16 protein-coding genes are annotated in these 20081 nt (G+C 53.6%); 1 reads left to right on the plus strand and 15 read right to left on the minus strand.

Features of this window, described 5'->3' with window-relative positions:
• Nucleotides 1-41: 41 nt before the first annotated feature.
• Nucleotides 42-2744 carry a preprotein translocase subunit SecA gene (gene secA, locus BJJ97_RS01645; protein WP_095992897.1) on the minus strand — a complete coding sequence of 901 codons (2703 nt, stop codon included), beginning with the start codon at nucleotides 2742-2744 and terminating at the stop codon, nucleotides 42-44.
• 112 nt (nucleotides 2745-2856) lie between these two features.
• Nucleotides 2857-3372: a secA translation cis-regulator SecM gene (secM, locus tag BJJ97_RS01650; protein WP_174864976.1), complete on the minus strand. Its 516-nt coding sequence runs from the start codon at nucleotides 3370-3372 to the stop codon at nucleotides 2857-2859.
• Nucleotides 3373-3398: 26 nt separating this feature from the next.
• Between secM and BJJ97_RS01655 the strand changes: the two genes are divergently transcribed.
• Nucleotides 3399-3926 carry a DUF721 domain-containing protein gene (locus BJJ97_RS01655; RefSeq protein WP_095992899.1) on the plus strand — a complete coding sequence of 176 codons (528 nt, stop codon included), beginning with the start codon at nucleotides 3399-3401 and terminating at the stop codon, nucleotides 3924-3926.
• Between the two features lie 18 nt (nucleotides 3927-3944).
• Here the strand turns inward: BJJ97_RS01655 and lpxC are convergent, their stop codons facing one another.
• The 13 genes from lpxC to BJJ97_RS01720 all read right to left on the minus strand — a co-directional run bounded on the left by lpxC (nucleotide 3945) and on the right by BJJ97_RS01720 (nucleotide 20074).
• Nucleotides 3945-4862: a UDP-3-O-acyl-N-acetylglucosamine deacetylase gene (lpxC, locus tag BJJ97_RS01660; RefSeq protein ID WP_039278868.1), complete on the minus strand. Its 918-nt coding sequence runs from the start codon at nucleotides 4860-4862 to the stop codon at nucleotides 3945-3947.
• A gap of 104 nt (nucleotides 4863-4966) precedes the next feature.
• Complete coding sequence (gene ftsZ / locus BJJ97_RS01665) at nucleotides 4967-6118, minus strand: cell division protein FtsZ (RefSeq protein ID WP_005975217.1); 1152 nt, start codon at nucleotides 6116-6118, stop codon at nucleotides 4967-4969.
• Nucleotides 6119-6186: 68 nt separating this feature from the next.
• On the minus strand, nucleotides 6187-7443 hold the full coding sequence (gene ftsA, locus BJJ97_RS01670; protein WP_039483509.1) for a cell division protein FtsA: 1257 nt from the start codon (nucleotides 7441-7443) through the stop codon (nucleotides 6187-6189).
• Nucleotides 7444-7496: 53 nt separating this feature from the next.
• Nucleotides 7497-8339 (minus strand): cell division protein FtsQ, encoded by an 843-nt coding sequence (gene ftsQ, locus BJJ97_RS01675; RefSeq protein WP_095700609.1) that lies wholly within the window; start codon nucleotides 8337-8339, stop codon nucleotides 7497-7499.
• A gap of 1 nt (nucleotide 8340) precedes the next feature.
• Nucleotides 8341-9261 (minus strand): D-alanine--D-alanine ligase, encoded by a 921-nt coding sequence (locus BJJ97_RS01680; protein WP_095992900.1) that lies wholly within the window; start codon nucleotides 9259-9261, stop codon nucleotides 8341-8343.
• Nucleotides 9262-9269: 8 nt separating this feature from the next.
• Complete coding sequence (gene murC, locus BJJ97_RS01685; RefSeq protein ID WP_095700611.1) at nucleotides 9270-10730, minus strand: UDP-N-acetylmuramate--L-alanine ligase; 1461 nt, start codon at nucleotides 10728-10730, stop codon at nucleotides 9270-9272.
• Nucleotides 10731-10792: 62 nt separating this feature from the next.
• A complete protein-coding gene (murG, locus tag BJJ97_RS01690; RefSeq protein ID WP_095992901.1) occupies nucleotides 10793-11884 on the minus strand; it encodes an undecaprenyldiphospho-muramoylpentapeptide beta-N-acetylglucosaminyltransferase in 1092 nt (363 codons plus the stop codon).
• Nucleotides 11881-13083, minus strand: coding sequence for a cell division protein FtsW (gene ftsW, locus BJJ97_RS01695; RefSeq protein WP_039483495.1), 1203 nt, complete (start codon nucleotides 13081-13083; stop codon nucleotides 11881-11883). Before ftsW ends, murG begins: the two co-directional genes overlap by 4 nt.
• The gene (gene murD, locus BJJ97_RS01700) at nucleotides 13083-14399 is read right to left on the minus strand and encodes a UDP-N-acetylmuramoyl-L-alanine--D-glutamate ligase (RefSeq protein ID WP_095992902.1); all 1317 of its coding nucleotides are present in this window, start codon (nucleotides 14397-14399) and stop codon (nucleotides 13083-13085) included. Before murD ends, ftsW begins: the two co-directional genes overlap by 1 nt.
• A 3-nt stretch (nucleotides 14400-14402) precedes the next feature.
• Nucleotides 14403-15485 (minus strand): phospho-N-acetylmuramoyl-pentapeptide-transferase, encoded by a 1083-nt coding sequence (gene mraY, locus BJJ97_RS01705; RefSeq protein WP_010298023.1) that lies wholly within the window; start codon nucleotides 15483-15485, stop codon nucleotides 14403-14405.
• On the minus strand, nucleotides 15479-16840 hold the full coding sequence (gene murF, locus BJJ97_RS01710) for a UDP-N-acetylmuramoyl-tripeptide--D-alanyl-D-alanine ligase (protein ID WP_095992903.1): 1362 nt from the start codon (nucleotides 16838-16840) through the stop codon (nucleotides 15479-15481). Before murF ends, mraY begins: the two co-directional genes overlap by 7 nt.
• On the minus strand, nucleotides 16837-18324 hold the full coding sequence (gene murE, locus BJJ97_RS01715) for a UDP-N-acetylmuramoyl-L-alanyl-D-glutamate--2,6-diaminopimelate ligase (RefSeq protein WP_095992904.1): 1488 nt from the start codon (nucleotides 18322-18324) through the stop codon (nucleotides 16837-16839). Before murE ends, murF begins: the two co-directional genes overlap by 4 nt.
• Nucleotides 18311-20074 carry a peptidoglycan glycosyltransferase FtsI gene (locus BJJ97_RS01720; protein ID WP_095992905.1) on the minus strand — a complete coding sequence of 588 codons (1764 nt, stop codon included), beginning with the start codon at nucleotides 20072-20074 and terminating at the stop codon, nucleotides 18311-18313. The genes murE and BJJ97_RS01720 overlap by 14 nt, the downstream gene beginning before the upstream one ends.
• Nucleotides 20075-20081 lie beyond the last annotated feature (7 nt).

Genomic DNA, 20081 nt, shown 5'->3' on the forward strand with positions numbered 1-20081 from the left:
CTTATACTTATCACATTTTAATCACTGGATTCAGCGGTCAATTATTTCTGTAAACGACCGTGGCACTGCTTATATTTCTTGCCTGAACCACATGGGCAAGGATCGTTACGTCCAATCTTACGGTCTGCCTGAGCTGGTGAGCCCGTATTCAGGCTATCTTCTTCCTGATGGCTAAACTGCTGCTGCTGCGCCAAACGCTCAGCTTCTTCACGGCGTTGCAGCTCCAGCGCTTCGATTTCTTCCGGCATTCTCACCTGAACTTTGCTCAGCGTACTGATCACTTCATATTTCAGTGATTCCAGCATCGCGGCAAACATAGAGAACGACTCACGCTTATATTCTTGCTTCGGATCTTTCTGTGCATAGCCACGCAGATGGATACCCTGACGCAGGTAATCCATTGCCGCCAGATGCTCTTTCCACAAGGAATCCAGCGTCTGCAACATCACGCCTTTCTCGAAGTTGCGCATGACCTCAGTGCCAACCACTTCTTCTTTGCGATGATAAACCTCAAGCGCCTGCTGGAAAATACGCTCACGCAGCGTTTCTTCGTGCAGTTCAGGCTCTTTATCCAGCCACGCCTTGATCGGCATATCCAGATCGAAGTCGTTCTTCAGACGCTGTTCCAGACCTTCCGTATCCCACATTTCTTCCAGAGATTCCGGTGGAATATAGCTGTCGATAGTCGCTTTAAACACATCCTCACGAATACTGGTGATGGTTTCGCTGATATCGGACACATCCAGCAGTTCGTTACGCTGTGTGTAGATCGCACGACGTTGGTCGTTCGCCACATCATCGTATTCCAGCAGCTGTTTACGAATATCAAAGTTACGGCTTTCCACTTTACGCTGTGCGTTAGCAATCGCCTTGGTGACCCAAGGGTGCTCAATCGCTTCGCCCGGTTTCATACCCAGTTTACGCATCATGTTAGAAACGCGATCGGAGGCAAAAATACGCATCAGCGCATCTTCCATCGACAGATAGAAGCGTGATGAACCCGCATCCCCCTGACGGCCGGAACGACCACGCAGCTGGTTATCGATACGGCGAGACTCATGGCGCTCTGTACCGATAATGTGCAAACCACCCGCAGCCAACACTGCATCATGGCGCACTTTCCAGGCCGCTTTGATTTCTGCAATTTGCGCGTCATCCGGGTTTTCCAGATGTGCGACTTCTGCCTGCCAGCTACCACCCAATACAATGTCCGTACCACGACCGGCCATGTTGGTCGCGATGGTGACGGCACCAGACTGACCCGCCTGTGCAACGATGTCCGCTTCCATGGCGTGGAATTTCGCATTCAACACATTGTGTTTGATACCCGCTTTTTCCAGCGCCTGAGAAACCACTTCGGATTTCTCAATGGAGATTGTACCGACCAGAATAGGCTGACCTTTTACTGAGCGGTCTTTGATATCTTCAATGATGGCATCGATTTTTTCCTGTTCGGTCATGTAGACCAGGTCAGGCAAGTCTTTACGAACCATCGGACGGTTGGTCGGCACCACAATCGTATCCAGCTTATAGATAGAGCTGAATTCGAACGCTTCGGTATCTGCCGTACCAGTCATCCCTGCCAGTTTTTCATACAGGCGGAAGTAATTCTGGAAGGTAATGGAAGCCAGAGTCTGGTTTTCATTCTGAATGGTCACCTTCTCTTTCGCTTCCACAGCCTGATGCAGACCATCAGACCAGCGACGTCCCTGCATGGTACGGCCAGTATGTTCGTCGACGATGATCACTTCACCGTCTTTCACAATGTAATCGACATCGCGGGTAAACAATACGTGCGCACGCAGCGCGGCGGTCACATGGTGCATCAGCATGATGTTGGTCGGAGAGTACAGCGACTCACCCTCTTCCATAATGCCTTCTTTCACCAGCAATTCTTCTACCAGAACCAGACCACGTTCGGTGAGGTTAACCTGACGCGCTTTCTCATCAACAGAGAAATGGCCTTCGCCGAGGAAGGTATCCGAATCGTCTTTCTCCTGACGGATCAGGTGGGGGATGATTTTATTGACGCTGATATAAAGCTCAGAACTGTCTTCAGCCGGGCCGGAAATGATCAGCGGCGTACGCGCTTCATCGATCAGGATGGAGTCAACCTCATCCACCAGCGCGTAGTACAGTTTACGCTGTACACGTTCTTCTGGGCTGAACGCCATGTTGTCACGCAGGTAGTCAAAACCGTATTCGTTATTGGTACCGTAGGTGATGTCTGCCGCATAAGCTTCACGCTTCGCCGGAGCAGGCATTCCCGGCAGGTTGATACCAACGCTCAGGCCAAGGAATTCAAACAACGGACGGTTATTTTCGGCGTCACGCTGTGCCAGATAATCGTTCACGGTAACCACGTGTACGCCGCGACCAGTCAGTGCATTCAGGTACGCAGGCAGCGTTGCCGTCAGCGTTTTACCTTCACCAGTACGCATCTCCGCGATGCAGCGCTCGTTCAGTACCATACCGCCGATAAGCTGCACGTCGAAGTGACGCATGCCAAATACACGCTTACTGGATTCACGGACTACCGCGAAGGCTTCCGGCAGCAGGTTCTCCAGCGACTCACCTTTTTCCAGACGGGCACGGAACTCTTGCGTTTTCGCTTGCAGTTCTTCATCTGAAAGTTTCTCCATTTCTGGTTCGAAACGACCGATGACATCAACATTTTTACGCATACGACGCAGCGTACGATCGTTACGGCTACCAAAAATTTTGGTTAGGATATTCATGACCATAATAGTTTTAATCTCACAAGTGCCACGTATCCAGTGGCAACACAACATCGAAAAACTGAGAAACTCAGCAAAAAACGAGAGTAATTTCTTCAGCTAATTATCTACTACACTTTCAGCTGAAAAGATAAGGCCCTGCACGGATGCCGCGGATTTGGGCAAGCCAGATGCCGATTTGATGGTGTGCCTGAGGATAAAAAGTGACGCGCCCAGCATGGGGGGAGATCACAAAGGGATAGTGGGAATCCTGCGTCAGCAACGCATTTAGCGTATCCAGCAAAACCAGAGAGTGAGGTTGAAGATCGTCAACCTGCTGGGCACTGGCCGTCTGTGGCGTCGTCAACGCAAAAGAAAGATGACGGATTACCGTGCGAATCGCATGCTGATGCCAGTAGTCAACGCTGTAGGACGAGCGCCGATGCGCTTCTTTCAGCGCGACCAGATCGGTAAGGTTCAGCGATACGTTATTCTGGCGACTAACGCTGGAGCTTGAATTAGGGAGTGAGGCGATATCCTGTGAGTCGTTCAGGCTTGTCGGCAGGCCAAGACTCGCCGCGACCATCCCTAATAAGAGATGCGGCCAGAAATAACGTCTGCCAAATTGTCGCCAACGATTTAGAATACCAATCACGAGTAACATCCACCGGAGCCAGGTCTATGCGTGATAGCCGCCCACAATCACTGGAATTTCTGTTTGATAGCGCATCCATGTCGGGTAAAGGCCCGCTACAAGATGTGCAACAGCGCGCTATCGCCTTATTAAAACTCAACCGTGCCGTACGCGGGTTATTGCCTGCACCGTTGCACCCATGGTGCCGCGTCGCTAATTACCGGCAAGGTTTACTGATACTGGAAACCGCCAACGCCAGTTGGCTGATGCGGTTACGTTACGAACAACCTGCGCTGCTCTCTGCATTGCGCGCACAAATACTACCATCATTGGCTTCAATCGACATCAGGATTAATCCAACGCTTGCCGCAAAAGGGCATGAAATCGTGAAAAATAGTGACATTACGCCGACGGAAAATACCGATGACAAACCGTTGCGTCAGTTGAGTGAACAAAGTGCGGAGACATTGAGGACGTTAGCAGGCAATAGCCCGGAAAAACTCAGAAAGATATTAGAACGACTGGCTTCGCTGGCCGGAGAGAGTACCAGTAAAACCAGTCGTAATAAGAAGTGATTACTTCAAGTTCAAGCGTTACGCCAGCACGATAGACGGTGCTTTAAATGCCAACGGCATTTCAGCTTCGTCTTCAAAGGTCACGTATTCCCACGCTTCCTGATTTGCCAGCACAGCCTGCAACAGTTTGTTGTTCAGTGCGTGTCCAGATTTAAACGCAGAAAACGCACCGATGATGTTGTGGCCACACATAAACAGGTCGCCGATGGCATCCAGCATTTTATGGCGGACAAACTCATCTTCAAAACGCAGACCGTCTTCGTTCAGTACGCGGTAATCGTCAACGACGATGGCACAATCCATACTGCCGCCCAGGCACAACCCACGAGACTGCAAGTATTCGATATCGCGCATGAAGCCGAATGTACGCGCACGGCTGATCTGGCGAACAAACGCATCAGCGGAGAAATCCAAACGATAGCGCTGGTTGCCCGCATCAATCGCCGGATGATTGAAGTCGATAGTGAAGTCCAGACTGAAGCCGTTAAACGGTTTCATCTCGGCCCACTTGTCGCCATCTTCAACACGAACAGGCTGTTTGATACGTACGAATTTCTTGGCACAATTCAGCTCTTCGATACCGGCATCTAACAGCAGGTAAACGAACGGGCTGGCGCTGCCATCCATAATTGGAATTTCCGGCGCGTCAACATCAATGACAATATTGTCAATGCCCAACCCTGCAAGCGCAGCGTTAAGATGCTCCACCGTAGAAATACGGACGTCATGCTCATTAACCAGGCAAGTACAGAGCATGGTATCACGCACGGATTTTGCATCAGCCGGAAAATCAACCGGGGGATTCAAGTCTGTGCGGCGATAGATGACCCCGGTATTTGCCGGTGCAGGACGCATGGTCAACGTGACCTTCTTGCCGGTATGTAACCCGACACCAGTCGCCTGAACAATACGTTTTAATGTACGTTGTTTGATCATCATTTTATCTCGCATGTTACTGAACCTACCGACCTAGTATACACCAGGCTCGGTGGCACAGTTTAGCACAAAGAGCGGAGATTCCAACGTTATCTGGCAGCAAGTTAGTCTGCCTGCTTACGCAGAAACGCCGGGATATCCAGATAGTCTGGCTCTTTATTCGTCTGCGGATTCTGGTCATTAACCACTTTGGCCGCCGGTTTTTCCTGCGCCAGTGGCGTCATACCGTGTTGCTGATAACGATGATCCATCACAGGCTGGCTGGCCTGCTTGTTCGTCACAAGAGTAATCTCAGGACGTTTGTCCATGCCGATACCCGTCGCAACAACCGTGACACGCAGTTCATCATTCATTTCCGGGTCAAGCGATGTACCGATTACAACTGTCGCATTATCGGATGCAAATGCACGGATGGTGTTACCTACCGTCTCGAACTCATCCAGACGCAGGTCAAAGCCCGCAGTGATGTTGACCAATACGCCACGTGCGCCGGACAGATCAATGTCTTCCAACAGTGGACTGGAGATCGCCATTTCAGCGGCTTCTTCTGCACGGTCTTCACCACGCGCAACACCGGAACCCATCATGGCATAACCCATTTCGGACATCACGGTACGCACGTCTGCAAAGTCGACGTTCATCAGACCCGGACGTGTGATCAGCTCGGCAATACCCTGCACCGCGCCTTTCAGTACATCGTTTGCTGCGCCAAATGCATCCAGCAGGGAGATACCGCGACCCAGCACTTTCAGCAGTTTGTCGTTTGGAATGGTGATCAGCGAGTCGACGTGCTTAGACAGCTCGGCGATACCCTGCTCTGCAAACGCCATACGCTTTTTGCCTTCAAAGTTGAAAGGCTTGGTCACCACAGCGACGGTCAGAATGCCCAGGTCTTTTGCGACTTCGGCAACAACTGGCGCAGCACCTGTACCTGTACCACCGCCCATACCTGCGGCGATAAACACCATATCCGCACCTTCCAGTGCTGAACGCAGTGCTTCACGATCTTCTTCAGCCGAATTACGGCCGACTTCTGGGTTAGCGCCTGCACCCAGACCTTTAGTGATGCCACTGCCAATCTGAATCGTCTGGCCAACAGCCGTTTTGCGTAATGCCTGTGCATCCGTGTTGACCGCGAAGAATTCGACGCCTTCGATGCGCTCACGCACCATGTGTTCGACGGCATTACCACCGCCGCCACCGACGCCGATGACTTTAATCACCGCGTCGTTGGTTAATTCCATTGGTTCAAACATAATTTCTCTCCGTTTGTGCCTGTAACTGCGAGATCATAAAACTGTGCCAGGTGATCTCTTTGATAACATTAAAATTCTTTCCTCAACCAGCTGTTGATTCTCTTGAACCAGTTGCTCACTGAGGTACGTTTTTCGACTTCATGCTCACCACCCAGATGAGATTCTTTTCCGTAATGCAACAACCCAACCGCCGTTGAGTAATAAGGCTCTTGGGCATAATCCGTCAGCCCTGTTATATTCATTGGTTGTCCAATACGCACCTGTGTATGGAACACACGCTGCGCACAGGCCGCCAGGCCGTCTATTTGCGCGGCACCGCCCGTCAGCACGATCCCTGCCGCCAGATGGTGTTTCACGCCTTGTTGACGCAACTGCTCCTGCAACTGTAAAAGTTCATCGTTCACCAAGTTCAACAGCTCGGTGTAACGTGGTTCAATCACTTCCGCCAATGTCTGTCTTTGCAGACTGCGGGGTGGACGTCCTCCAACGCTCGGGACTTCCACATTCTCATCTTTGCCAACAATCGCGCCTAATGCACAACCGTGGCGTACCTTGATCGCTTCGGCATCCGTCGGCGGCGTACCAAATGCGTAAGCAATATCGCTGGTAACCACATTGCCCGCATACGGAATCACTTTAGTGTGTCGCAATGCGCCGCCGGTATAGACCGCAATGTCCATTGTACCGCCGCCGATATCCACTACGCACACGCCCAGCTCACGTTCGTCTTCAGTCAGAACCGCATAACTGGAAGCCAGTCCCGCAAAAATCAGCTGGTCGACTTTTAAGCCGCAGCGTTCAACGGCTTTAACAATGTTCTTCGCCATATCGTTATGGCAGGTTATCAGGTGGACTTTCGCCTGCATGCGCACGCCAGATAAGCCAACCGGGTTTTTAATCCCTTCCTGATAATCGATCGCGTACTCCTGTGGAATCACATGGAGAACACGGTGTTCATCACGCACGCGCACGGATTTAGCGGTATGCACCACGCTTTCCACGTCATCCTGCGTAACCTCTTCTTCTGAAATAGGCACCATCCCTATTTCATTCTGGCAACTGATGTGTTTTCCCGAGAGCGCCAGATACACGGAAGAGATCTGGCAGTCTGCCATCAACTCAGCCTGATCAATAGCGCGCTGAACACATTTAACGACCGATTCCAGATCGTTTACGCCGCCTTTATCCATACCGCGTGACGGGCAACTGCCTACGCCAATAATGTTGACCATGCCATCGGGCAGAACTTCCCCTACCAGCGCAGCCACTTTTGCTGTACCGATTTCCAGCCCAACTACCAGTTTTCTGTCCGTCGACTTGATCATTGTTGTTTAGCCTGTGCCTGTTTCTGGTTACTGTTCTGTTGCTGATCAATGTCTTAGTGCTGACCAACTCGTTGCCGATCACCGTGTTGTGGTTGATCACCCTGTTGTTGATCAAGCAAAGCTGGAGCCCAGCCTATCGCGGCCCCGCTGTCGTACCGCAAGTCCACATGGCTGATACGTTTGTTTTCGCTCTGAGCCTGCCGCTGCAACAGCGGATACAGCTCGATAAAGCGTTGCAGACGTTTGGCCCTATCGTCCCGCCCCAATTCAAGGCGAGTATCATCGTCTAATCCTAGTTGCCACGAATGCCGCGCACTCATCGCCACCATTTTTAACGTAAACTTCCCGGCGGCCAGCGTCTGATTCATTGCGCGATAGCCTTCCAGCACTTCTGCTTCACTGCCTTCCGGGCCATACAGCAGCGGCATCTTGCGATTGCCAATACGCTCGGCAGGTACACTGAACGAATTTCCTTCTGCATCAACCATTAGCTGATCATTCCAACGCGCTACCGGAACATATTCAACCAGATGAATCTTTAATTCGTCCGGCCACTGCTTGCGCACGCTGGCCTGTTTTATCCACGACAGACGCTCGATCTGCTGCTGGATCACGTTCACATCCTGTGTCATGAACGTTCCCGGCGACCCCAACGACAAAATAGCCTGACGGATATCGTCGTTGGTGGTGTACTGCCTTTCCCCTGTCACTGCCATGCGGGAGAGCGGTAAGCGGCTGGCATCTTTCATCCACCCCACGACCATCCAACTTCCCCAGACGATCGTCCCTATCACCATCAGCAGGAAAATCATTCCTGCCAATTGGCCTCCATTACTGCGACGTGTTCCTTTCGTTTCAGGCTCTCGTCCGCGTGTATTCAGCGCTGCCTGCGACATATCAGCCAGCGAGCCCTAAAATTTTCACGACCAGTTGCGAGAAAGTCAGCCCACGTTGGCGCGCCGCCATAGGAACCAGGCTGTGGCTCGTCATCCCCGGAGACGTATTCACCTCAAGCAGATAGAAAGCGCCGTCGCTATCCAGCATAAAATCGACGCGTCCCCATCCGCTGCAATCCACCGCACGATACGCTGCCATTGCCAGTCCAGCTAACGCCTGCTCTTGCTCGTCCGATAAACCACTCGGACAGAAATACTGCGTATCATCCGACAAATACTTCGCTTCATAATCGTAAAACGTACCCGCAGGCTGAATACGAATAGAAGGCAACACGTCATCACCCAGGATAGCAACCGTATACTCTGGGCCAGTCAGCCATTTCTCGACCAGAACATCATCATCGTGACGAAATGCTTCTTCCAGTGCCGCAGGCAGTTCGCTAAGCGTATTCACTTTGCTCATGCCGACGCTGGAACCTTCACGGCTTGGCTTGACGATCAACGGCAGCCCGAGATGAGCGAACTTCGCCAGCAACGCATTTGCCGCCGTTTCTGAATATTGGCGACGATCCAGCGCCACGTATGGCGATACTGGCAATCCCACCGTTTGCCACACCTGTTTGGTGCGGAGTTTATCCATTGTCAGTGCGGATGCCATGACGCCGCTACCGGTATAAGGCAGCCCCAGGAATTCCAGAACGCCCTGCAATGTGCCATCTTCACCACCACGTCCATGCAACGCGATGAAAACGTTGGTAAAGCCTTCTTCCTTCAACTTTGTCACGGGGAAGTCGCGAGTATCAACGGCATGCGCATTGATGCCCGCTTCTTTCAGGCCAGCCAAAACCGCCTGACCGGAAAGTAACGACACTTCACGTTCGGCAGAGGTTCCACCAAGCAATACAGCAACTTTCTCAGTCATGATGTTCCTCATTCACTCATCTGCGGCTGTAATCTGGAATCAGCCAGTTTACGCGCCAATTTACCGATGTTGCCGGCACCCTGAACCAAAATCAGGTCTTCACCTCGCAGCGCCTGTGACAACAGTTCCGGTAAAGTATCCACATCCGTCACCAGAATCGGATCAATCTTACCTCTTCCGCGAATCGTACGGCACAGCGAACGGCTGTCCGCGCCTGGAATCGGCGACTCTCCGGCGGAATACACTTCCAGCATCAGCAGCACGTCAACCTGTGATAACACGTGCGCGAAATCGTCATACAAATCGCGGGTTCGCGTATAGCGATGCGGCTGAAAAATCATGACCAATCGCTTATCCGGCCACCCGGCACGGGCGGCTTTAATCGTGGCATCGACTTCCGTCGGGTGGTGACCATAATCATCCACCAACATCGCCGTGCCGCTTTGACCATTCACCAGTTCAAGCGGGTACTCACCGAGAAAATCAAAGCGACGACCGGTGCCCTGAAAACGCTCAAGGGCGCGTAGAATCGCCTCGTCATCAATACCTTCATCCGTTGCTACGGCAACCGCCGCCGCCGCGTTGAGCGCATTGTGACGCCCCGGTGCATTCAGCATGACGTTTAGCAACGGCTTGTCTTTCCGCTCAAGCGTAAAGTGCCCTTGTGCGCCAGTCTGGCGATACCCAGCGACACGTACATCGGCATCGTCACTAAAACCATACGTGGTGATATGACGACCCACGCGTGGCAGCAGCTCACGGATTACCGCATCATCAATACACATCACCGCTTGCCCGTAAAACGGCAGGTTGTGCAGGAAATTGATGAACGTCTGCTTCAGGTTCTCAAAATCGCCCTGATAGGTGTCCATATGGTCGGCTTCAATGTTGGTCACAATCGCCACCATCGGCTGCAAGTGCAGGAAAGACGCATCGCTTTCATCTGCTTCTGCAATCAGGTAGCGGCTTGAGCCCAAACGCGCATGCGTTCCCGCCGCCTTCACTAATCCACCGTTCACAAACGTCGGATCCAGTCCCGCTTCCGCGTAAATACTGGAGACCATAGCCGTTGTCGTCGTCTTACCGTGCGTACCTGCGATCGCAATACCGTGACGAAAACGCATCAGCTCCGCCAACATCTCGGCACGACGGATCACCGGAATACGTGCGTCATGTGCGGCGACAATCTCAGGGTTATCCGCCGTAATCGCGCTCGATACCACCACCACGCTGGCGTTCAGAACGTTCTCCGCACGGTGGTGGAAATAAATCTGCGCGCCAAGTTCGGTCAACTGCTGCGTCACCGCATTCGGAGCCAGATCGGAACCGCTAATTTCATAACCTTCGTTAGCCAACACTTCGGCGATACCACCCATGCCAGCACCGCCGATGCCGACAAAGTGTATGTGCCGGACGCGATGCATCTCGGGCACGATTGAACGTAGTTTCGCCAGTTGTTGAGTATTCACTTTATTCTATCGCTACCTTGTAGCGTCGTCGCACAGCCTTATGTTCGACAACGTTGTATTAATTAACCATGAGCCACATGTGTGGCCCGACTGCCTACCGCTGCACTGACTTCCGCCGCAACCCGCTCGGTTGCATCTGGAATGGCTACTGCGCGGGCTTTTTGCGCCATTGTCAGCAAGGTTGCGCGATCCCAACTGGACAGCACCTCGCTAACAGCCGCCACGTTGAACTGTGGCTGCTCAATAATTTTGGCTGCGCCTGCCTTTTCCAACGGCAGCGCATTCCAGTATTGCTGCCGATCTTTATGCTGGAACGGGACAAACAGCGCCGGTAACCCAGCCGCCGCAATTTCACTGACGGTCAATGCGCCGGAACGGCACACCACAACATCCGCCCAGGCGTAAGCTGCCGCCATGTCATCAATAAATTCTGTAATCTTGTGCTGCGTCTGCCCAACATCCTGATAGGCCTGTTGAACGGTTGATAACGCGCCTTTACCGACCTGATGCCAAATCGTCACGCGATCGCCCAACTGAACTGCCACGCCGGGCAGCGTTTGGTTCAGCACTCTTGCGCCCTGACTACCACCAACAACCAGCACCCTCACAGGGCCTGAGCGATCGGCTAATCGAGTTTCCGGCGCAGGCAATGCCAACACATCGGTTCTGACCGGATTCCCCACAACATCCGCTTTAGGAAATGCGCCCGGAAATGCCTGCAATACCTTTTTGGCGATATGGGATAACCAGCGGTTGGTCAGCCCTGCAATGCCATTTTGCTCATGCAGTACGACCGGAATGCCACACAGCCAGGCAGCCAAGCCACCGGGGCCGGAAACATAACCGCCCATACCCAGCACCACATCAGGCTGGTAACGTCGCATAATCGCGCGAGCCTGGCGCACTGCCTGAAAAATACGAATCGGCGCGCTTAACTGCGCCCAAATGCCTTTACCACGCAAGCCAGATATGCGGATAAAATCAATTTCGATACCATGCTTAGGCACCAAATCGGCTTCCATACGATCCGCTGTGCCTAACCAGCGAACCTGCCAGCCCTGCGCCATCAGGTGATGCGCAACCGCCAGCCCGGGGAAGACATGCCCGCCCGTACCGCCAGCCATCACCATCAAACGCTTGCCTTCGCCACTCATCGGGCACCTCTCGTAAACGCCTGCGCTTTCGTCAGACGCGTTTCAAAATCAATGCGTAACAGCAAAACAATTGCCGTCGACATAATGATCAAACTGGAACCGCCGTAACTGATCAGCGGCAACGTCAGCCCTTTCGTCGGTAGCATCCCCGCCGCCGCGCCTACGTTCACCAGCGTCTGAAAGCTGAACCAGACACCGATAGAACACGCCAGAAAGCCCGAAAAACGCTGATCGATTTCCAGCGCTCGCTTCCCGATAGACATCGCGCGAAAAGCGACGAAGAATATCATTAACAACGCTAAAACCACACCGATATAGCCGAGTTCTTCACCTAAAATAGAGAAAATGAAATCGGTATGTGCTTCCGGCAAATATTCCAGTTTCTGTACTGAATTCCCCAGCCCTTGCCCCCAGAATTCACCGCGTCCAAACGCCATCAGGGACTGTGTTAACTGGTAGCCGCTGCCAAACGGATCGTCCCATGGATTCCAGAAAGACGTCACACGGCGCATACGGTAAGGCTCAGCGACAATCAGCAGGCCAACGGCAAACACCCCACAGCCGATAATCGCCAGAAACTGCCACATCTTGGCGCCAGCCAGAAACAGCATCGCCAGCGTCGTAATAAACAGTACAACCACGGTACCGAGGTCAGGCTGTGCCAGCAGCAGCACCGCCAACACCACCATCACGCCCATTGGTTTGCAAAAGCCCCAGAAGTTATTCCGCACTTCTTCAACTTTGCGCACCATGTAACTGGACAGGTAGCAAAACAGCGCCAGCTTGGATAATTCCGCAGGCTGAATACGCAATGGCCCCAGCGAAATCCAGCGTGATGCACCGTTGACCGAGCTTCCGACTGCGAGCACCACCAGCAGCATGACCATGGAGAGCAGTAGCAGCACCGGGCTGTAACGTTGCCATATCTCCATCGGGACACGCAGCGTGATTAACGACAAGCCAAATGCTAACCCCAGATAAATCGCATCACGCTTCGCGAACAAGAACGGATCGCTAGCAAGACGCTGCCCAACAGGCATGGAAGCCGACGTCACCATCACAAAACCAATCACGGCCAGCCCAAGCGTCAACCACACCAATGTTCTGTCGTACAGAACAATGCTGAGCGTATCGCTTTCGCGCGTTCCCATCACCCAGCTCTTGATGCGCTCGATAAACGCCAGCCCGAAGAACCGCATCAGCCTAACGCCTCCGCCAGACGAGCGAATTCATCGCCTCGCTGTTCAAAACTGCGGAACTGATCCAGGCTTGCGCAGGCTGGCGACAGCAACACCATATCGCCCGGCTTTACGCGTTCGGCGATGATACGCATCGCCTGTTCCATCGTTTCTGTCTGCTCGGCAATGTCTGGACGCAACGCAGCCAGCTGTTGCCCATCCTGACCGAAGCAATACACATGAATGTGTTCGCCCTGCAGATACGGTACCAGCGGCGAGAAATCAGCAGATTTACCGTCACCGCCTAACAGCAGGTGCAGCGTGCCTTCTACCGCCAAACCGCTCAATGCAGCCTCGGTGCTGCCCACATTGGTGGCTTTAGAATCATTGATCCACCGTACGCCGTTGCGCTCAAAAGCCATTTGAAAGCGATGAGGCAGCCCGGTAAATGACGTCAACGCCGTCAGCGCAGACGCACGTGGAATCTTCACTGCATCAGCCAGCGCCAGCGCTGCCAATGCATTCGTATAGTTGTGCTGCCCGACCAGCTTGATTTCACGGGTATTGAGCACACGTTCGCCGTCCACCCGCAGCCAGGTTTCTCCCTGCTGGCGGTTAAGATGGTAATCACCAACATCGACGCCAAAACTGCGACAGCGCGCATCCGCACCGCGAACCGGCATGGTCAGCGCATCGTCAGCATTCACAACACACAAGTCTGCGTGTTCATAAATACGCAATTTCGCCGCGCGATACTGCTGTAGACCAAACGGATAACGGTTGGTGTGATCTTCCGTCACGTTCAGAATGGTTGCCGCAGCGGCGTGCAGGCTACTCGTCGTTTCCAATTGGAAACTCGACAGCTCCAGCACATAAAGCTGAGCAGGCTGTTCAAGCAGTTGCAGTGCAGGTAGGCCGATGTTGCCACCCACTCCCACCTGCCAGCCTCCGGCACGCGCCATTTCACCGACCAGCGTCGTCACCGTGCTTTTACCGTTAGAACCGGTAATCGCCACAATCGGGGCTTGCGCTTCACGGCAGAACAGCTCGATATCGCCAACGATCTCAATGCCAGCGTCGGCAGCGTCACACAGAATCGGCGTTGCCAACGCAACGCCAGGACTGGCGACGATCAAATCTGCGCTCATTAGCCAGTCTTCATTCAAGCTGCCGAGGTGTCGTTCCACCTGCTCCGGCAACTTATCCAGACCTGGCGGACTGATGCGGGTATCCACCACGCGCGGTACGACATCGCGCGCGAGAAAGAAATCAACACAGGAGAGCCCGGTCAGACCCAACCCGATAATGACGACTTTTTTACCCTGATAGTCCACCATGTCTTACCGTACCTTCAGCGTTGCCAGGCCAATCAGCACCAGCATCAACGAAATAATCCAGAAGCGCACAATCACGCGCGGTTCCGGCCAGCCCTTAAGTTCATAATGATGATGAATCGGTGCCATGCGAAAAATCCGCTGCCCGCGCAACTTAAAGGACCCGACTTGCAAAATCACCGACAGCGTTTCGACTACGAAGACACCGCCCATAATCACTAACAAAAACTCCTGACGCAGCAGGACCGCGATAGTCCCCAGCGCGCCGCCCAGCGCCAGCGAACCGACGTCACCCATGAAGACCTGCGCCGGATAGGTGTTAAACCACAGGAACCCAAGCCCTGCGCCCACAATCGCGGTGCAGACGATCACCAGTTCACTGGCATGGCGGATATACGGAATGTGCAGGTAACCGGCAAAATTCATGTTCCCCGTTGCCCATGCCACCAGCGCAAAGCCAGCGGCAACAAACACGGTCGGCATGATTGCCAAGCCATCCAGACCATCGGTCAGGTTTACCGCATTACTGGTGCCGACAATCACAAAGTAGGCCAGCGCAACATAGAGCAGGCCCAGTTGCGGCATTACGTCTTTGAAAAACGGTACAACCAGCTGCGTGGCTGGCGTATCTTTACCGATGGAATACATGGTGAAAGCCACCACGAGCGCAATCACCGACTGCCAGAAATATTTCCAGCGGGCAATCAACCCCTTGGTATCCTTACGAACCACTTTGCGGTAATCATCGACAAAGCCGACCGCGCCATAGCCCGCTAACACCAGCAGTACGCACCAGACATACGGGTTAGACAGATTCGCCCACATCAAAACGGAAACGATAATCGCCACCAGGATCATCACGCCGCCCATCGTCGGGGTTCCGCGCTTACTGAAATGCGATTCTGGCCCTTCGTTACGCACAACCTGCCCAATCTGCAAACGCTGCAACCAGGCAATCATATGCGGTCCCATCCATAGGGAAATAACCAATGCGGTCAGCAGGCTGACAATGGCGCGGAACGTCAAATAAGAAAAGACGTTAAAACCGGTATAAAGTTTGGCCAAATGTTCGGCCAGCCATACTAACATTGCGCATTCTCCTGTAATGCATGTACAACCTGCTCCATCGCAGCACTGCGTGAGCCTTTAACCAATACGCTGATGACGTTATGTTCTGACATCAGCACCTTCAAACGTGAAACCAGAGCGGCTTTATCCTGAAAATGCTCACCATTGCCACTGGCCGTGCCGATCAATTCACTCAATGTTCCCACACTCAATACACGATCAATGCCTGCAACACGCGCCGCTTCGCCCACTTGACGATGGCACTCAGGGGCTTCATCACCCAGTTCGCCCATATCACCAACGACCATCACGCGGTAGCCCGGCATCTCTGCCAGCACCTGTGCCGCAGCCGTCATTGAGCCGACATTGGCGTTGTAGCTGTCATCCAGCAGCAGTTTGCCTTCAGACAAGGCAATCGGGAACAGCCGCCCAGGCACAGCCTGAAGCTGAGATAACCCAGCTTTAACGGCTTCCAGCGTCGCTCCGACGGACATCGCCAGTGAAGCCGCCGCCAGTGCGTTCGAGATGTTATGTCTACCCGGTAAAGGCAGCAGAACCTGCGTTTCGCCAAACGGTGTATGCAGAGTGAAGCGCGTGCCTTGCGCCAAAACGTCTACGTCGCTGGCAAAAAAATCGATATCGCAAGCAGCCTGCGGTGAGAAACGCCAGACGGTTTTATGATTCAGCATGACCTGCCAGTGCGGGAAATCGTTGCTGTCCGCATTCACGATCGCTACGCCGTCTGCTGGCAAACCAGAAAATATCTCACCTTTCGCCTGCGCCACGCCGGCCAGTGAACCAAAACCTTCCAGATGCGCGGCAGCTAAGTTGTTGACCAACGCGCTTTCCGGCCGCACCAGATCGGTGGTATAGGCAATCTCACCAATGTGATTCGCCCCCAGCTCAATCACTGCGAACTGGTGTTCCGCCGTCAGACGCAACAGCGTTAGCGGCACACCGATATCGTTGTTGAAGTTACCAGCGGTATACAACACGGAGCCACACTGGCGCAGAATCGCCGCCGTCATCTCTTTAACCGAGGTTTTGCCGGAAGAGCCTGTCAGGGCGACAACACGCGCCGTTGACTGCTGACGAACCCATGCACCTAATTGACCCAGCGCCAGACGCGTATCGCTCACCAGCAGCTGCGGCACATCGATATGTAAGTGCTTACTGACTAAAAGAGCCGCCGCGCCGCCTTTCACTGCATCAGCAGCGTAATCATGCGCATCGAATTTCTCGCCTTTCAGCGCAACAAACAAACCACCGGACGTCAACTTACGCGTATCGGTTGAAACATCTTCAATTTCAATATCTTTGCCAATCAGCTGCGCATTCAGCACCGTGGCAAGCTGCTGCAAGGAGACGCGAATCATGCAATCACCCCCAGCAGGCGGGCAACGGTGATGCGATCGGAATAATCAAGACGCTGATTGCCCACCAGTTGGTAATCTTCGTGCCCTTTACCCGCAACCAGCACCACGTCATTTTCCTGCGCCTGCATGATCGCGCTCGTGACCGCTTCAGCACGTCCGTGAATCACCTGAACGCGTCCGGCATCCAGCAGCCCGGAGAGAATATCGGCAACAATGGCCTGAGGTTCTTCGCTACGCGGGTTATCATCGGTAACCACAACGCGGTCAGCCAGTTGTTCTGCGATACCGCCCATAAGTGGGCGCTTACCTTTATCACGATCGCCACCACAGCCAAACACACACCAGAGTTTCCCCTGACAGTGCAAGCGAGCCGCTTCAAGCGCTTTTTCCAGCGCGTCTGGCGTGTGGGCGTAATCCACAACGACTGTTGGTTTTGCTTCAGCATGGAAAACTTCCATGCGGCCACATACGGGTTGCAGATGAGAGCCCGCGATGACCAATTTGTCGAGCGGATAACCGAGAGACAGCAGCGTTGCCAGCGCCAACAGCATATTGCTGACGTTAAACGCGCCCATCAGACGGCTTTCAATTTCGCCATGCCCCCAGCTTGAATCAAACGCGATCGTGGCACCATTGTCGTGATAATCAATCTGTGTCGCTTTCAGCCAGCGCCCACGGCAGCCGGGGACCAGATTGTTCTCCATAGTGACAGCAACCGCATCCGGCAACTTCGCCAACCAGCGCAGCCCAATCTCATCATCAGCGTTGATAATCATCTGCCCGACGCTATGCTCGGCGAACAGCGCCCATTTGGCCGCTTCGTAGCTTTCCATATCGCCATGATAATCAAGATGATCGCGGCTCAGGTTAGTGAACACCGCCGCCGCGAACGGCAACGCAGCCACACGATGCTGCACCAGACCGTGCGAGGACACTTCCATTGCGGCGAACGTCGCGCCTTGCTCTACCAACTGGCTCAGTACCTGCTGAACATCGACAGCGGATCCTGTCGTATTCTCTGTCGGAATCGCCCGACCCAATAGGCCATTGCCTACCGTGCCCATCACCGCACTCGTTTCGCCTAATGCCTGGCTCCACTGCGCCAGAAGCTGAGTCGTCGTCGTTTTTCCGTTGGTTCCCGTTACGCCAATCAGCTGTAACTTTTCCGCAGGCTGCTGATAAAAACGGCCTGCCAGCGCAGAAAGCCGCTGGTTCAGATTGCTGAGATACACCACTGGCACACCGTGCATTTCGCGAACGGTGCCATCAGCGGCTTCACCTTCTGCTTCGGCAACAATCGCTGCTACGCCTTGCGCAATTGCCTGCGGAATATAGCGCCGTCCATCTGCTTTGTGCCCGACAATCGCGACAAACAGATCCCCGGCAGCCGCAACGCGGCTGTCTAATGTCATTTCCCGCAGCGCGCACGCCGGAGTGTCTTGCACCCACGGCGCAAGTAAATCGCGCAAATTACGATCTGCCACCTGATCCCTCTTCTCTATTAATTACAAAATCGTTTTTGTCGCCCGTCGGCAAGGCATCCGGTTCGATATTCATCGTACGCAAAACGCCGCCCATGATGGCGCCAAAGATTGGCGCAGAAACCGCGCCGCCGTAGTACTTCCCTGCCTGCGGATCGTTAATCACAACAACCAGAGCAAAGCGTGGGTTACTGGCTGGTGCCACACCCGCCGTGTAGGCAATATATTTGTTGATGTATTTGCCATCTGGGCCAACTTTCTTGGCCGTACCGGTTTTAATCGCGATGCGGTAACCTTTGATGGCCGCCTTGGTACCGCCGCCGCCGGGTAGCGCCACGCTTTCCATCATATGCACCACGGAACGCACCAGCGCTTCAGGGAAGACACGCTCACCAGGAACGGGTGGATCAACTCGGGTAATCGACAGTGGACGATAAATGCCAAAACTGCCGATCGTGGCATAGACTCGCGCTAACTGTAACGGTGTTACCATTAGCCCGTAGCCGAAAGAGAAGGTGGCCCTCTCTATGTCAGACCACCGTTGTTTTTGAGGGTATAAGCCACTGCTTTCTCCGACCAACCCCAAATTGGTCGCTTTTCCTAATCCAAAGCGCGCATAAGTATCTACTAGCGCAGAGGAAGGCATCGCTAACGCCAGCTTGGACACGCCAACGTTACTCGACTTCTGAAGCACACCCGTCAGCGTCAATTCGCTATAACGCGCCACGTCTTTGATCTCATGACCATTGACGTAATACGGCAGGGTGCTGAGTACACTGTTTTCTTTCACGACCCCGCGCTGTAGCGCCGTCATTACCACCATCGGTTTAACGGTAGAGCCGGGTTCGAAAATGTCGGTAATCGCGCGGTTACGCATAATGTCTTGCGGCGTACCCGCCAAATTGTTCGGGTTATAAGACGGGCTATTCGCCATTGCCAGCACTTCGCCCGTATTCACATCGACCAATACGGCCGTTCCTGACTCAGCTTTGTTAAAGGCAACGGCGTTATTGAGTTCACGGTAAACCAGCGCCTGCAAACGCTCATCAATACTGAGCGCCAGATTGTGTGCAGCCTGGCTGTCAACGGAGGAGATATCTTCAATCACGCGGCCAAACCGGTCTTTACGCACGGTTCGTTCACCGGGTTGCCCAGTCAGCCAGCGGTCAAAACTTTTCTCAACGCCTTCAATACCCTGTCCATCGATATTGGTGAAGCCAATGAGGTGAGAGGTCACTTGTCCAGAAGGATAATACCGGCGAGATTCCTGCCGCAGATTAATGCCCGGTAGCTTCAGCTTATGGATATATTCACCAATAGCTGGGTTCACCTGACGAGCCAGATAAACGAAGCGACCTTTAGGATTAGCGTTGATCTTGGTTGCCAACTGATCCAACGGAATATCGAGCGCATCGGACAGTGCTTTCCAGCGCGTATCCAACGTAATACCGCCACGATCGTTCACTTCTTTCGGATCGGCCCAGACGGCATTTACCGGCACGCTGACGGCCAAAGGCCGGCCAGCACGATCGCTTATCATGCCGCGTGCCGTTGGCACTTCCTGTACGCGCAGAGAACGCATATCCCCTTCACGCACCAGTTTGTCTGGGTTGATGACCTGAAGATAAGCCGCACGCGCCATCAAGCCAACCATCGCAAGCAGGATACAGCCGCAAAGCAACGCAAAACGCCAGCTAACAAAGCTGGCTTGATCTTCTTGGCGCTTTAACTTTCCTGTACGGGCTGCTTTCATGCTTAGC

It is taken from the genome of Pectobacterium polaris (assembly GCF_002307355.1).
GTDB lineage: Bacteria > Pseudomonadota > Gammaproteobacteria > Enterobacterales > Enterobacteriaceae > Pectobacterium > Pectobacterium polare.